Source organism: Streptomyces sp. NPDC032745 (assembly GCF_055579465.1).
On record NZ_JBVING010000006.1, the window covers coordinates 150,023 to 163,286 of the forward strand.

The window sequence follows — 13,264 nt, forward strand, 5'->3', positions numbered from 1 at the left end:
GACGGTGAGTCAGATCCAGCGGAGAGCGTAGGGCTCCGGCGCTTGTCGGTCCAGGGGTGGCGGAGCTAGCTTGGAGGCGAAATCATTTCTGACGATCCATCAGATTCACTCAGGCATTCATCCGGCTTGCGGCGAGGGGACACCATGGAACTGCCTCGGATCATCAGCGTCGACGACCACGTCATCGAACCCGCGCACCTCTTCGACGTCTGGCTGCCGGCCAAGTACCGCGACCGCGGGCCCAAGGCGCTCACCGCCGGCATCGGCGAGCTCGAGTACACGGGCGGCAAGTACGTGATCTCCATGGACCCGGCCGGCCCGCCGACCGACTGGTGGATCTACGAGGACCTGAAGTTCCCGTACAAGCGCAACATCGCCGCCGTCGGCTTCGACCGCGACGACATGACCCTCGAGGGCATCACCCGCGAGGAGATGCGCCGCGGCTGCTGGGACCCCAAGGCGCGCCTCGCCGACATGGACCTCAACCACGTCGAGGCCTCGCTGTGCTTCCCGACGTTCCCGCGCTTCTGCGGGCAGACCTTCGCGGAGGCCCACGACAAGGAGGTCGCCCTCGCCTGCGTGCGCGCCTACAACGACTGGATGGTCGAGGAGTGGTGCGGCGACAGCGGCGGCCGGCTGATCCCGCTGTGCATCATCCCGCTCTGGGACATCGGCCTGGCCGTCGCCGAGATCCGCCGCAACGCCGCCCGCGGGGTGCGCGCCGTGACCTTCTCCGAGATCCCCACCTACCTCGGGCTCCCCTCCATCCACTCCGGCTACTGGGACCCCTTCTTCGCCGTCTGCCAGGAGACCGGGACCGTCGTCAACATGCACATCGGGTCCAGCTCCCAGATGCCGGCCGCCTCCCCCGACGCGCCGCCCGCCGTCCAGGCCTCGCTCAGCTTCAACAACGCCATGGCCTCGATGATGGACTTCCTGTTCAGCGGGGTGCTGGTGAAGTTCCCGACGCTGAAGCTGGCCTACAGCGAGGGCCAGATGGGCTGGATCCCGTACGCCCTCGAGCGCGCCGACGACGTGTGGCAGGAGCACCGCGCCTGGGGCGGGGTCCGCGACCTGATCCCCGAGCCGCCGTCCACGTACTACTACCGGCAGATGTTCTGCTGCTTCTTCCGCGACAAGCACGGCATCGCCTCGCTCGACGTCGTCGGCCGCGACAACGCCACCTTCGAGACCGACTACCCGCACGTGGACTCGACCTTCCCGCACACCAAGGAGGTCGCCCTCGACCACGTGAAGGGGCTGGACGACGAGACGGTCTACAAGCTGATGCGCGGCAACGCCATCCGCATGCTGGGCCTGGACCTCGTCTGATGGATCTGACCCACACCGACGAGGAGCAGGAGTTCCGCGCCCGGCTGCGCGCATGGCTCGCCAAGGTGCTGCCCGAGCTGCCCGCCAGGCCGTCCCCCGACGACTGGCCCGGCCGCCGCGCCTACGACGCCGGCTGGCAGCGCCGGCTGTACGACGCCGGGTACGCCGGGCTGCACTGGCCGCTCGACGCGGGCGGGCGCGGGGCCACCCCGACCCAGCACCTGATCTTCCTGGAGGAGACCGAGCGCGCCGGGGCCCCGTACGTCGGAGCCAACTTCGTCGGACTGCTGCACGCCGGCCCGACCATCGCCGCCGAAGGCACCGCGGCGCAGCGGGCGCGCTGGCTGCCGCCCGTACTGCGCGGGGACGAGGTGTGGTGCCAGGGGTTCAGCGAGCCCGGCGCGGGCTCCGACCTGGCCTCGCTGCGCACGCGCGCCGTGCGCGACGGCGACGACTACGTGATCACCGGCTCGAAGATCTGGACCTCGCACGCGGAGGTCGCCGACTGGTGCGAACTGCTCGTACGGACGGAGCCCATCAGCGAGGCCGTCCCGAAACACCGCGGGATCTCCTGGCTGGCCATGCCCATGGACGCCCCCGGGGTGACGGTCCGGCCGCTGCGCACCCTCGCGGGGTCGACGGAGTTCGCGCAGATGTTCCTCGACGAGGTCCGGGTGCCCGTCGCGAACCGGGTCGGGGCGGAGAACGACGGCTGGCGCGTCACCATGGTCACCCTCTCCTTCGAGCGGGGGACGGCCTTCGTCGGCGAGGTCGTCGCCTGCCGCCGCACCCTGGGCGGGCTCGCGCGCACCGCGAAGGCGAACGGCCGGTGGGACGATCCGGTGCTGCGGCGCCGGCTCGGGCGGCTGTACGGGGAGTTCGGCGCCCTGTGGCGGCTCACCCAGTGGAACGTGAGCGAGTCCGAGAGGACCGGCGGGGTCCCCGGCACCGGCGGCTCCGTCTTCAAGCTCGCCTACTCGCACGCGCGGCAGGAGCTGTACGACACGGCGGCGGAGGTCCTGGGGGCGGACTCCCTCGCGCTCGACGAGGAATGGGTGCTCGACCGGCTCTCCTCCCTCTCGTACACCATCGCGGCGGGCACCTCGCAGATCCAGCAGAACATCGTCGCCGAGCGGATCCTCGGCCTCCCGAAGGGCCGGTGAGGGCCGTGGACTTCCGGTTGACCGAGGAGCAGCAGGACCTGCGGGCCGGCGTACGGGACCTGCTGGCGGGCCGGTACGGGCGCGAGGCGCTGCGGGCCTCGGTGGACTCGGGCGGAGCCCTGGACCGGGCGCTGTGGCGGGAGCTCGGCGAGGCGGGGTTCTTCGCGCTGCGGCTCCCTGAGGCGGACGGCGGGGTCGGGCTCGGGCTGCCCGAGGCGGTCCTCGTCTTCGAGGAGGCCGGGCGGGTCCTGCTGCCGGGGCCGCTGGTCGCCACGCACCTGGCGGCCGGGACTGTACCGGGGGCGGCGGCGGGGACCGCGGTGGTCACCGCGTTCGACCTGGGCGGGGGCGGCGGGCCGCTGGTGGCCCACCTCGCGGACGCGGACGCGGTGCTCGGTACACCGTTGCTCCCTTCGGGTGAGCCGGTGCGCTCGGCGGACCCCCTCACCCCGCTGCACCGGGTGGCGGCGCCGGGGAGCGCGGCTGCGCCCCACCGCGACGAGGGCGCGCTGCTGACGGCCGCCCTCCAGGCGGGCAGCGCGCTGCGCACGGTGGAGCTGGCGGTCCAGTACGCGCGGGAGCGCGAGCAGTTCGGGCAGCCGATCGGGGCGTTCCAGGCGGTCAAGCACCTGTGCGCGCAGATGCTGGTGCGGGCCGAGGTGGCCCGTACGGCGGTCTACGCGGCGGCGGTCACGGCGGACCCGGCGGAGGTGGCCGGGGCCAAGCTGCTGGCCGACGGGGCAGCCGTGCGCAACGCCCGGGACTGCCTGCAGGTGCACGGCGGGATGGGCTTCACGTGGGAGGCCGATGTCCATCTGCACCTCAAGCGGGCCTGGGTGCGGGCCGAGCAGTGGCGGACGGCGGGGGAGGCGGAGGAACTCCTCGCCCGGGAACTCCTCGCCGGGGAACTCCTCGCCCGGGAACACCTAGCTGGGGAACTCATCGAGGAGGAGCTGCCGATCGCAGGGGGGTAGCTCGCTGTCACGAACGGGGCGGAACGGGGCACGGTCGGGACGGACCGGGACGCATGTCCGATTACAGAGAGTTGATATCGGTTTGTGTCCTTGGCCCGGCTCATTGCGGCCCGGAGTCGGGGGCCTGCTCCGGTACGCTCCCGGGAATGCGAGCGGTTGAGCGGCGTGAGCGTCGCACAGTATGCACCACGCCTACTCCTTCGCGCTGGAATATGCCCGAAGCGCTTGTTGTGGTGACTGTATGTCAACCATGCTGCTCCGCAAGGGGATCACAGTCGGTGATCCCATCCTGTCGCGAGGCGAAGTGTCCGCCGGTTCGGATGGTGTGAGCGGTGCAGGTGCTTCAGGTTCAGCTGGAGGTAGGACCGGATCCCGCCGAGGTCGGCCGGGCCCGCCGCTGGGCGCGGTCCCGGCTGGCCGGGTCGGGCATAGGGGACGACGAGCCGCTCGCCGAGACGCTGATCCTGCTGATCTCCGAGTTGGTCACCAACGCCGTCGTGCACACCGGCTGCCCGGCCGTCCTGCGGATGCTGTTCGGGGAGCCCGGGGTGCGCGTCGAGGTCGCCGACGCCAGCTCCCGCGGCCCGGCCCGGCGGCAGGCCGCCGGGGACGACACGGGCGGGCGCGGGCTGGAGCTGGTGGACGGGCTGGCCGACCGCTGGGGCTGGCAGCACGAGGGCGCGGGCAAGCGGATCTGGTGCGAGATCGACCGTGCCGACAAGCCCGCGGACTGCGCACCCGAGCGGGGTGAAGGCTCGAACAGAGTATGCGGGTCGAAACGGGAACCGCGCGTGTACCTCTAACGAGGTGTTGACGGTTCGTCAACTGTTGATCACCCTTGTACTGAGCGATTCGTCGCGAGGGGACGCCAAGGGCAGACCTTGACGAGTGCGGGTCGTGGGGTGGCGGCTGCCGTGCCGCGCTCGGGGCGTGCACGACCGCGCGCCGCCACCCGCTGGACCGCGCCGCCTTCACCGGGGCGGCGTGACCAGCCCCATCTCGTACGCCTTGATCACCAGTTGCACCCGGTCCCGGGCGTCGAGCTTCGTCAGCAGCCGCGCCACGTGCGATTTCGTCGTCGCCACCGTGATGAACAGGTCCTGTGCGATCTCGCTGTTCGACCGGCCCCGCCCCACCAGGGTCAGCACCTCCTGCTCCCGGCCCGTGATCGCCGGGGCGCGCTCAGGGGCGGGCGCCGGGCCCGCGACGAAGTCGGCTATCAGGCGGCGCGTCACGCCCGGCGCGATGAGGGCGTCGCCGGCCGCGACCACGCGCACCGCCGCGAGGATGTCGTCCAGCGCCATGTCCTTCACGGCGAAACCGCTCGCGCCGGCGCGCAGCGCCCCGTACACGTGGTCGTCCTCGTCGAAGGTGGTCAGGATCAGCACACGGGCGGCGCCGGGGCCGGCCGTGAGCCGGCGGGTGGCCTCGATGCCGTCCATCTCCGGCATCCGGATGTCCATCACCACCACGTCGGGGGCGAGCTCGGCGGTCAGCCGGACCGCCTCGGCGCCGTTCGCGGCCTCGCCCACGACCTCGAGGTCCGGGGTGTCGGCCATCAGGACGCGCAGTCCCGACCGCACCAAGGGCTGGTCGTCGGCGAGCAGTACGCGGACGCTGCTGCTGCCGCTCATCGCTTCTCCTCCCGTTCCCGTACCACGGGCTGTTCCGGCTGTTCCGGCTGCTCCAGGGGCAGGACCGCCGCCACCCGGAAGCCACCGCCGGCCCGCGGCCCGGCCTCGAACCGGCCGTTCAGCAGGGTGGTGCGCTCCCGCATGCCCGTGATGCCGAATCCGGCGCCGGCCGGGCCGTCTTCCGGGATGCCCCGCCCGTCGTCGGTGATCTCCAGGGCCAGTTCCCGGCGCCCGTACGCGACGCCCACCCGGCAGCCGTCGGCGTGTGCGTGCCGGACCACGTTGGTCAGCGACTCCTGCACGATGCGGAACGCAGCCAGCTCGATGTCGGCCGGCAGTGGCCGCCGCTCCCCGGCCCACACCACGTCCACGGGTACGCCCGTATCGCTCGCGGTGGCCGCGGCCAGCCGCTCGATGCCGTCCAGGCCCGGCGCGGGCGCCGCCGACACCGGATCGCTGCGGCGCAGGGCGACCAGTGTGCGGCGCAGGGCGGCGAGGGTCTCGCGGCTGGTGGCCTCGATGGCCTGCAGCGCTTCGCGGGCCTGCGCGGGCTGCGTCCCGATGACCCGGCTGCCGACCCCGGCCTGGATGGCGATCACGCCGATGCTGTGGGCGACCATGTCGTGCAACTCGCGGGCGATGCGCAGCCGCTCGTCGGTGAGGGCCTGCTCGGTGGCGATGGCCTGCGCCTGCGCGGCGGACTCGCGGCCGCGCCGTACGGAGTCCCCCATCAGCCAGGCAAGGACGACGATCGGCAGCTGGCTCTGGGTGAGGACGCGGGCGGAGCCGGTCACGGGCAGGGCGAACTGGGCGGTGAGCAGCAGCAGGACGGTGATGCTCACGGCCGACAGGGTCACCCCGCGCGACCGGCTGGCCGCGACCACGCCGAGCGCCACCGCGGCGGGCAGCACCATGGCGAGGGTGAGCGCGGGCGTGTGGCCGAGGAAGAGCATCAGGTACGTGCCGAGGAGCATCAGGGCGAGGGTGGTGAGCGGCGCCCGCCGCACCAGGAGGACGCCGGTCGGCACGCCGATGATCGCGAGGAGCGGCCCCACTTCGAAGATCCGGCCCCCGAAGCCGAGGGGTACGCGAAACGCGAGGTTCGACAGCACGAGGGTGCCCAGCCCGGCGCCCGCCCAGAGGGCCGCGGTCTGCCACCGGATGGCGGGCCGGCCCCCGGCCGTCTGCCCTGATGAGGTGTCCATGCCGCGACCCTAACGACCGTACGCGGCACCGGCATCGGCCTGCGGGATGCATCCCGCAGGAGGGTGTGGGGCCCGGTGGTAACGAGGCATTCCGCTTCGAGGACAATTGGGTACGCACCGATGTTACTCAGCAGTAGGAGCAAGCGCGTTGAACCAGGACAGGCGTCGCCAGGCCGAGGAATTCCTGCAGCCCGACGAGCAGTTGATCGCCGTATGTGCCTGCGAACCGGGTCCGGGCGTGCCGAGCCCTCCGGAGGACCTGCTCGCGCCGCCGGAGCCGGCGGCGCTCGGCCGGCGGATCGAGGAGAAGCTCCCGCGCTCCCTCCAGCAGCTCTTCAAGGCCCGCTCGCACGATCCGCGCCGGGAATCGGCCGACCGGATCCCCGGCCCGGCGGACGGCAAGGGCATGGAGGGCGGCTGGCAGAGCGCGGCCGGCCGGTTCCTGATCAGCCGCGCCGGCGCGTACGGCTCGGCGACGGACGTCCTCGTGGTGACGGACCGGCGCTGGTTCGCCCTGACGGACGTCTCGCCGCTGTGGCAGTCGACGCCCGAGATGAAGCAGTACTGGGAGGTCCCGCGATCGGCGATCACCGTCGTCCGCGCGAACGCGACGGGCCTGCTCCAGAAGGGCCGTATGAACATCGAGTTCGCCGACCTCTCCTGGGTCACCGTCGCGGCCCTGACCCCCGCCGAGGCCCCCGCCTTCGCAGCAGCCGCAGCCCGCTACCGCTGACGGGGCCGCCGCCGTGATGGGCGGCAGGGCGGTGGCAGCGCAATCTCGCCTCAACTGATGGAGGGTTGAGGCGAGTTGCGCCCACATCGCGCTGTCAGAGGACGGCCACCGGGGCGACCGGGGTGCCGACGCCTCCGACGAAGGGCTCCGGCATGGCCGAGAGGAAGAAGCTGTACCGGTTTTCTTCTGCACAGGCTGTGGACAACTTTTCGAGGTTCCAGTTCTGGCCCTGGTGCATGCCCATCTCCACCAGGTCCAGCGCGTGCACCGGCAGCCACAGGTTCTCGATCTCCGGCGGGAAGATCTCGAAGGTCAGGGTGTCATTGGCGACGGCCGCCACGTCCCGCGCGTGGAACCACTCCGGCGTACGGACGGACAGTCCGGGCGACGGGAAGCCGTAGCCGTGCTTGTCGCCCGCCAGGTAGACCTGGATCTGGCCGGTGCGGACCAGGACGATATCCCCGGCCCGGACGGTGACCCCGCCGAACTCCTCCGCCTCCGCCAGGTCCTCGGGGGTCACCGCGTGGCTCCCCGGCAGCCGGTCCAGGCCCTTGGCGCGGGCCACGTCCAGCAGGACGCCCCGCGAGAGGATGGGGGTGGCCTTGTCGATGCCGCTGAACTCGGCGCGGGCGTGTGCGGTGATCGTGGACGCGGGGCGGCCGTTGTAGATGCGGCCCGAGTGCGAGACGTGCGTCAGGGCGTCCCAGTGGGTGGCCGACTGGAGGCCCATCGTCACGGCGTCGTCGCTGCACGCCACCGTGCCCGGCCCGAAGAGCTCCTGGTTGATCTGCACCATCGTGTGCAGCGGGTTGACCCGCCCGGGGATCAGCCCCGCCTGCACCCCGTCCTCCTTCAGGGGGAGCGCCAGGGGGATCCGCAGGCCGGTGCGGACCTCGGCGGCAGCCGCCCGTACCACCTCCGCCGTGATCAGGTTCAGGGTGCCGACCTCGTCGTCGGCGCCCCAGCGCCCCCAGTTGTTGATGCGCTTGGCGATGTCGTGGAACTCGGGGGGCATGCCCATGGATCTCATCAGCTCCTTGTGGATGCGAGACGAACTGGGGCTTGTGCTCTCGTATCTGACTGCCCATAGAATCTAACGGTCCGTCAGAAAATGGGGAAAGGGGTCGGGCGTGGGGAACTTCTTGGCCGGCAAGGTCGTGGCCGTCACCGGCGCGGGCCGGGGCATCGGGCGGGCCGTGGCACTCGCCGCGGCCGCCGAGGGCGCCAAGGTCGTCGTCAACGACTACGGCGTCGGCATCGAGGGCGGGGAGCCGACGAGCGAGATAGCCGACGGCGTGGTGAAGGAGATCCAGGCCGCCGGTGGCGAGGCCGTCGCCGTCGCCGACGACATCTCCACCATGGCGGGCGGCCAGCGCATCGTCGACACGGCCCTTGCCCGGTACGGCCGCATCGACGGCGTCGTGTGCGTCGCCGGCATCCTGCGCGAGCGGATGCTGTTCAACATGTCCGAGGAGGAGTGGGACCCGGTCGTCGCCACCCACCTCAAGGGCACCTTCACCGTCTTCCGCGCCGCGTCCGCCGTCATGCGCCGCCAGGGCTCCGGCACCCTCATCGGCTTCACCAGCGGCAACCACCAGGGCTCCGTCGCCCAGGCCAACTACAGCGCCGCCAAGGGCGGGATCATCTCCCTCGTCCGCTCCGCCGCGCTCGGGCTGGCCAAGTACGGGGTCACCGCCAACGCCGTCGCACCCGTCGCCCGCACCCGCATGTCGGCGAACGTCCCCATGGAGCTCAAGGAGATCGGCGAGCCCGAGGACGTCGCGGCGCTCGTCACCTACCTGCTCTCCGACAAGGCCGTCGCCGTCGCCGGCGAGAGGATCACCGGGCAGGTCTACACGATCGCCGGCCCGAAGATCGCCGTCTGGGCGCAGCCGCGCGAGCTGCGCGCCGGTTACGCCGAGGGCTCCTGGACCCCCGAGAAGATCGCCGACTTCCTGCCCGGGACGGTGGGCACCGACCCGATGCCGATGCTCGCGCAGCTGGAGGCCATGGCCAAGGCGGCGGCCGCCAAGGACCGCCCCAACGCGTAGGGGAGCCCGGACGACATGGACTTCAGCTTCGGGGCCGAGGACGAGGAACTGCGCGCCCGCGCCCGGGCCTGGCTCACCGAGCACCTCGTGGGCCCGTACGCGCAGGCCCTCGGTCTCGGCGGGCCCGGCAGCGAGCACGAGGGGGTCGACGCCCGGCGCGCCTGGGAGCGCGAGCTCGGCCGCGGCGGCTGGATCGGCCAGGGCTGGGAGGCCGAGGGGTACGGCAACCGGCGGCTCTCCCTCACCGGCCAGGTCGTCTGGGCCGAGGAGTACGCGGCGCTGCGCGCCCCCGGCCGGGTCGGCCACATCGGGGAGAACCTCCTCGCGCCGACCCTGATCGCGTACGGGTCCCCCGACCAGCGGGACCGCTTCCTGCCCGGCATCGCGCGCGGCGAGGAGCTGTGGTGCCAGGGGTACAGCGAGCCGGGCGCCGGATCGGACCTCGCGGGGATCCGTACGACGGCGGTACGGGACGCCGCCGACGGCCTGTTCCGCGTCACCGGGCAGAAGATCTGGACCTCGCTGGCCCGGGACGCGGACTGGTGCTTCGTGCTGGCCCGGACTGAGCCCGGGTCCCGGCGCCACCACGGGCTGTCCTTCCTGCTCGTACGGATGGACCAGCCGGGGCGGGTCGACGTCCGGCCGATCCGCCAGATGTCGGGGACCTCGGAGTTCAACGAGGTGTTCTTCGACGGGGCGGTGGCGGCGGAGGCCGTCGGCGGGGAGGGCAACGGCTGGACGGTGGCCATGGGCCTGCTCGCCCTGGAACGCGGGGTCTCCACTCTGGTCCAGCAGATCGGGTTCGCGGCGGAGCTGGAGCGGGTGCTCGGGGCCTACGTGGCTGCGGGCGCGGCCCCGGGCGCGGCCTCCGGTGCCGGGGACCCCGTACTGCGCGAGCGCCTCGTACGGCAATGGGCCGAGCTGCGCACGATGCGCTGGAACGCCCTGCGGACGCTGGGCACCGCCGCGGACCCGGGTGCGCCGAGCGTGGCCAAGCTGCTGTGGGGCGGCTGGCACCGGCGGCTCGGCGAGCTGGCGGTGGCGGTCCGCGGAGCCGCGGCCTCCGCCGGGCCGGCGGCGTGGGCGCCCGGCCTCCCGTACGAACTCGGACTCGACGAGGAGCAGCGCCTGTTCCTGTTCACCCGCGCCGACACGATCTACGGCGGCTCGGACGAGATCCAGCGGAACATCATCGCCGAGCGCGTGCTCGGCCTGCCTAAGGAGCCCAGGTGAGAGGCGTCGTGTTCGACGGCAAGCAGGCCCAGGTGGTCGAGGACCTCGAGATCCGCGACCCGGGGCCGGGGGAGGTGCTGGTCGCGATCGTGGCGGCCGGGCTGTGCCACAGCGACCTCTCGGTGATCGACGGGACGATTCCGTTCCCGCCGCCGGTGGTGCTGGGGCACGAGGGCGCGGGGGTGGTGGAGGCGGTCGGGTCCGGAGTGACGCACGTGGCGCCGGGCGATCACGTCTCGCTGTCGACCCTGGCGAACTGCGGGGCCTGCGCGGACTGCGACCGGGGACGGCCGACCATGTGCCGCAAGGCGATCGGGATGCCGGGGCAGCCGTTCTCGCGGGGCGGGAAGCCGCTCTTCCAGTTCGCCTCCAATTCGGCCTTCGCCGAGCGGACGATCGTCAAGGCCGTCCAGGCGGTGAAGATCCCGGACGACATCCCGCTCACCTCGGCGGCGCTCATCGGCTGCGGTGTCCTGACCGGCGTGGGGGCCGTACTGAACCGGGCCCGCGTGGACCACGGCGAATCGGTGGTCGTCATCGGCACCGGCGGCATCGGGCTCAACGTGCTGCAAGGGGCCCGGATCGCGGGGGCGACCACCATCGTCGCGGTGGACGCGAACCCGGCGAAGGAGGCGGTGGCCCGGCAGTTCGGGGCCACGCACTTCATCGACGCCTCGGCCGTGGCGGACTCCTCGGCGGCGGTCCGCGAGATCCTCCCGACGGGCGCCGACCACGCCTTCGAGTGCGTGGGCAACGTCAAGCTGATCCGCCAGGCCATCGACCTCCTGGACCGGCACGGACAGGCGGTCCTGCTGGGCGTACCGGGCTTCAAGGAGGAGGCCTCGTTCCAGGTCTCGTCCATGTACCTGGACAAGACCATCATGGGCTGCCGCTACGGCTCCTCCCGCCCGCAGCGGGACATCGCCCTGTACGCCGAGCTCTACCGGCAGGGGAAGCTGCTGCTCGACGAACTCGTCACGGAGACCTACCCGGTCGAGGACTTCGCGAAGGCCGTGGACGACGCCCGGCACGGCCGTGTGGCCCGCGGGGTGCTGACCTTCTGACGCCGGCCGGAGCCGGGGACCGCGCCCACCGGCGAGGCCCCCGGCCGAAGGCCGAGCCGTCCCGGCTGCCGGGGCGCCGGATCAGTGGCCGAGGTCGTCGAGGTCGCCGAAACGGCCGAAGCGGCCCTTGTGGAAGAGCAGCGGGTCGCCCTCCCCGGCCGCGCCCATGGCCTCGACCCGGCCGACCACGATCAGGTGGTCCCCGCCGGTGTGCACGGCGTGGATCCGGCAGTCGATCCAGGCGGGCACGGCCTCGAGCTGCGGTGACCCGGTCACGGGGGCGGGGGTGTGGGTGATCCCGGCGAACTTGTCGGCGCCGCTGACGGCGAAGGCCCGGCACAGCCCGCCCTGCTCGGCGCCCAGGATGTTGACGCAGAACACCCCGGCACGGGCGATCCGCGGCCAGGTGGTCGACGTACGGGCCACCATGAACGTGACCAGGGGCGGGTCCAGGGACAGTGACGCGAAGGACTGGCAGGCGAAGCCGGCGGGCCCGTCCTCGCCCTCGGCGGGCGGGGCCGTGATGACGGTGACACCGCTGGCGAAGTTCCCGAGCACGGCCCGGAACTCGGCGGGGCTGACGGGCGCGCGCTCGTCGTCGCCGACGGCCCGCAGCTCGGGGCGCGGCAGCGCATCGACGTGGCCGGTATCCGGGTCCTGCTCCGACGGGGCGGAGGTGGGGGAGCCGACTGACCTGAGGTATCGGACGACGGTGGCCGCCATCCCTGCGTGTCCCATCACGTTCACGATTGAACCTGACGGTCCGTCAGATGGGAAGGGCTGCGGACGGGCGACTCGGGGAGGTGTATCGTCCCCATTGATTGAACGTGTTCAATTGATGGGGTGGGGGCCATGGAGATACCAGAGGCGCACGGGCCGGCGCCGGATCCGGCCGCGCAGGGAGGCAGATGGTCGCGCCTGGCGACCGGGGCGGAGCTGGCCTTCATCGCGCAACTCGTCGTCGCGGGAGCGGTCTTCCTCGCCACCACCGGCATGCGCGACGACCACGAGATCAGCTTCGGAGCCGCTCTCGCCGCCGTGGTTCCCCGGCTGCTCCTCCTGGTGGTCCTGGCCGCATACCTGCACTGGGTGCTGTTCACCCTCCCGGCGATGGCCCTGGCCCGGCTCCTGGGCGGCCGGCGATGGGAGGCGGCCCGGGGGGCGCTCTGGGCGGCGGTCGGGGCCGCCGCACTCACCGCCGCCCACACATGGTGGGTCACTTCCCTCTGGGACGTCCCGTTCGGCTGGACGGCGGCCTGGATCGCGGGCGCCGGGGTGCTCCCGGTGGCGGCGGCCTGGTACGCCCGCCACCGGTGGCTGCGGTGGAGCGGCATGCTGGCCAGGGTCGGCGCCCTCACCGGGATCGCCCTGCTCGTCACCGCGCTCGGCGGCTTCCTCCAGGTGCGGACCGGCTTCCACGCGTACGAGCCGCCGCGGATGGAGCGGAGCCGGTACGTCGGGGAGTGGATCGGCGCCGGCGGTGCGTACCGGCTGAGCCTCCGTGAGAACGGCGAGGCGGAGGCCGGCAACCTGCCGCCGGAGCAGAGGAACCCCGGTCTGTGGGACACCTGCTCGGGGACCGGGACGTGGAAGTTCGAGCCGGAGCGCGATTCCGGCGGCATCTTCCACCGCGGGCCGCGCGATCGCGTCTCGCTCTCGATCGAGGGCTGCAGCTTCGGCGACTGGCAGGTGGCCGGCACGGCCGACCGGCCCGAGCTGTTCTACGTGACCCGCGATCCGGACGACCCCGATGTCACCACCTTGCACCGCCTGTAGCGCGGGCCCGGCGTTCGCCCGTACGGGTGAACCACTGCCCCGGCAGGACCCGTACGCCGGACAGCCCAGGGACAGGTCGGCATCGTGGCCCCCGGCCCG

General features: G+C 72.5%; 13 protein-coding genes. 9 read left to right on the forward strand and 4 right to left on the reverse strand.

The genetic code is table 11. The features are described from left to right. The first annotated feature begins 144 nt into the window (after positions 1-144). The 4 genes from ACZ5WG_RS17710 (at position 145) to ACZ5WG_RS17725 (ending at position 4,272) form a co-directional block, all read left to right on the forward strand. Positions 145-1,332 carry an amidohydrolase family protein gene (locus tag ACZ5WG_RS17710; protein WP_468724122.1) on the forward strand — a complete coding sequence of 396 codons (1,188 nt, stop codon included), beginning with the start codon at positions 145-147 and terminating at the stop codon, positions 1,330-1,332. Continuing rightward, positions 1,332-2,495, forward strand: a complete 1,164-nt coding sequence (locus ACZ5WG_RS17715) for an acyl-CoA dehydrogenase (RefSeq protein ID WP_468724123.1) — start codon at positions 1,332-1,334, stop codon at positions 2,493-2,495. Before ACZ5WG_RS17710 ends, ACZ5WG_RS17715 begins: the two co-directional genes overlap by 1 nt. 5 nt (positions 2,496-2,500) lie before the next feature. Further along, positions 2,501-3,469, forward strand: a complete 969-nt coding sequence (locus ACZ5WG_RS17720) for an acyl-CoA dehydrogenase family protein (protein WP_468724124.1) — start codon at positions 2,501-2,503, stop codon at positions 3,467-3,469. Positions 3,470-3,801: 332 nt separating this feature from the next. Continuing rightward, positions 3,802-4,272 (forward strand): ATP-binding protein, encoded by a 471-nt coding sequence (locus ACZ5WG_RS17725; protein WP_468724126.1) that lies wholly within the window; start codon positions 3,802-3,804, stop codon positions 4,270-4,272. Positions 4,273-4,440: 168 nt separating this feature from the next. On the opposite strand, the gene ACZ5WG_RS17730 is transcribed toward ACZ5WG_RS17725, so the two are convergent. Together ACZ5WG_RS17730 and ACZ5WG_RS17735 are read right to left on the reverse strand one after the other, a co-directional pair. Continuing rightward, a complete protein-coding gene (locus tag ACZ5WG_RS17730) occupies positions 4,441-5,103 on the reverse strand; it encodes a response regulator (RefSeq protein WP_468724127.1) in 663 nt (220 codons plus the stop codon). Further along, positions 5,100-6,308 carry a sensor histidine kinase gene (locus ACZ5WG_RS17735; RefSeq protein WP_468724129.1) on the reverse strand — a complete coding sequence of 403 codons (1,209 nt, stop codon included), beginning with the start codon at positions 6,306-6,308 and terminating at the stop codon, positions 5,100-5,102. Before ACZ5WG_RS17735 ends, ACZ5WG_RS17730 begins: the two co-directional genes overlap by 4 nt. Positions 6,309-6,456: 148 nt before the next feature. On the opposite strand from ACZ5WG_RS17735, the gene ACZ5WG_RS17740 reads away from it, so the two are divergent. Next, the gene (locus ACZ5WG_RS17740; protein WP_468724131.1) at positions 6,457-7,041 is read left to right on the forward strand and encodes a hypothetical protein; all 585 of its coding nucleotides are present in this window, start codon (positions 6,457-6,459) and stop codon (positions 7,039-7,041) included. Positions 7,042-7,135: 94 nt separating this feature from the next. Here ACZ5WG_RS17740 and ACZ5WG_RS17745 read toward each other — a convergent pair whose 3' ends face one another. After that, positions 7,136-8,062, reverse strand: coding sequence for a cyclase family protein (locus tag ACZ5WG_RS17745; RefSeq protein WP_468724132.1), 927 nt, complete (start codon positions 8,060-8,062; stop codon positions 7,136-7,138). 109 nt (positions 8,063-8,171) lie between these two features. Here ACZ5WG_RS17745 and ACZ5WG_RS17750 point away from each other — a divergent pair, with 109 nt between their 5' ends. The 3 genes from ACZ5WG_RS17750 to ACZ5WG_RS17760 are packed head-to-tail and all read left to right on the forward strand — an operon-like array spanning position 8,172 to position 11,389. Beyond that, a complete protein-coding gene (locus ACZ5WG_RS17750; RefSeq protein WP_468724133.1) occupies positions 8,172-9,092 on the forward strand; it encodes an SDR family NAD(P)-dependent oxidoreductase in 921 nt (306 codons plus the stop codon). Positions 9,093-9,107: 15 nt separating this feature from the next. Beyond that, positions 9,108-10,325 carry an acyl-CoA dehydrogenase family protein gene (locus tag ACZ5WG_RS17755; RefSeq protein ID WP_468724134.1) on the forward strand — a complete coding sequence of 406 codons (1,218 nt, stop codon included), beginning with the start codon at positions 9,108-9,110 and terminating at the stop codon, positions 10,323-10,325. Next, positions 10,322-11,389 (forward strand): Zn-dependent alcohol dehydrogenase, encoded by a 1,068-nt coding sequence (locus tag ACZ5WG_RS17760; RefSeq protein ID WP_468724135.1) that lies wholly within the window; start codon positions 10,322-10,324, stop codon positions 11,387-11,389. The genes ACZ5WG_RS17755 and ACZ5WG_RS17760 overlap by 4 nt, the downstream gene beginning before the upstream one ends. Positions 11,390-11,470: 81 nt before the next feature. On the opposite strand, the gene ACZ5WG_RS17765 is transcribed toward ACZ5WG_RS17760, so the two are convergent. Next, positions 11,471-12,112 (reverse strand): flavin reductase family protein, encoded by a 642-nt coding sequence (locus ACZ5WG_RS17765; RefSeq protein ID WP_468724543.1) that lies wholly within the window; start codon positions 12,110-12,112, stop codon positions 11,471-11,473. Between the two features lie 129 nt (positions 12,113-12,241). Here ACZ5WG_RS17765 and ACZ5WG_RS17770 point away from each other — a divergent pair, with 129 nt between their 5' ends. Next, positions 12,242-13,165, forward strand: a complete 924-nt coding sequence (locus ACZ5WG_RS17770) for a hypothetical protein (RefSeq protein ID WP_468724137.1) — start codon at positions 12,242-12,244, stop codon at positions 13,163-13,165. Positions 13,166-13,264 lie beyond the last annotated feature (99 nt).

Coding starts and splice junctions, on each gene's coding strand:
- ACZ5WG_RS17730 (WP_468724127.1), bottom strand. CDS start 5,103: ATGAGCGGCAGCAGCAGCGTCCGCGTACTGCTCGCCGACGACCAGCCC.
- ACZ5WG_RS17715 (WP_468724123.1), top strand. CDS start 1,332: ATGGATCTGACCCACACCGACGAGGAGCAGGAGTTCCGCGCCCGGCTG.
- ACZ5WG_RS17745 (WP_468724132.1), bottom strand. CDS start 8,062: ATGGGCATGCCCCCCGAGTTCCACGACATCGCCAAGCGCATCAACAAC.
- ACZ5WG_RS17735 (WP_468724129.1), bottom strand. CDS start 6,308: ATGGACACCTCATCAGGGCAGACGGCCGGGGGCCGGCCCGCCATCCGG.
- ACZ5WG_RS17755 (WP_468724134.1), top strand. CDS start 9,108: ATGGACTTCAGCTTCGGGGCCGAGGACGAGGAACTGCGCGCCCGCGCC.
- ACZ5WG_RS17765 (WP_468724543.1), bottom strand. CDS start 12,112: ATGGCGGCCACCGTCGTCCGATACCTCAGGTCAGTCGGCTCCCCCACC.
- ACZ5WG_RS17710 (WP_468724122.1), top strand. CDS start 145: ATGGAACTGCCTCGGATCATCAGCGTCGACGACCACGTCATCGAACCC.
- ACZ5WG_RS17770 (WP_468724137.1), top strand. CDS start 12,242: ATGGAGATACCAGAGGCGCACGGGCCGGCGCCGGATCCGGCCGCGCAG.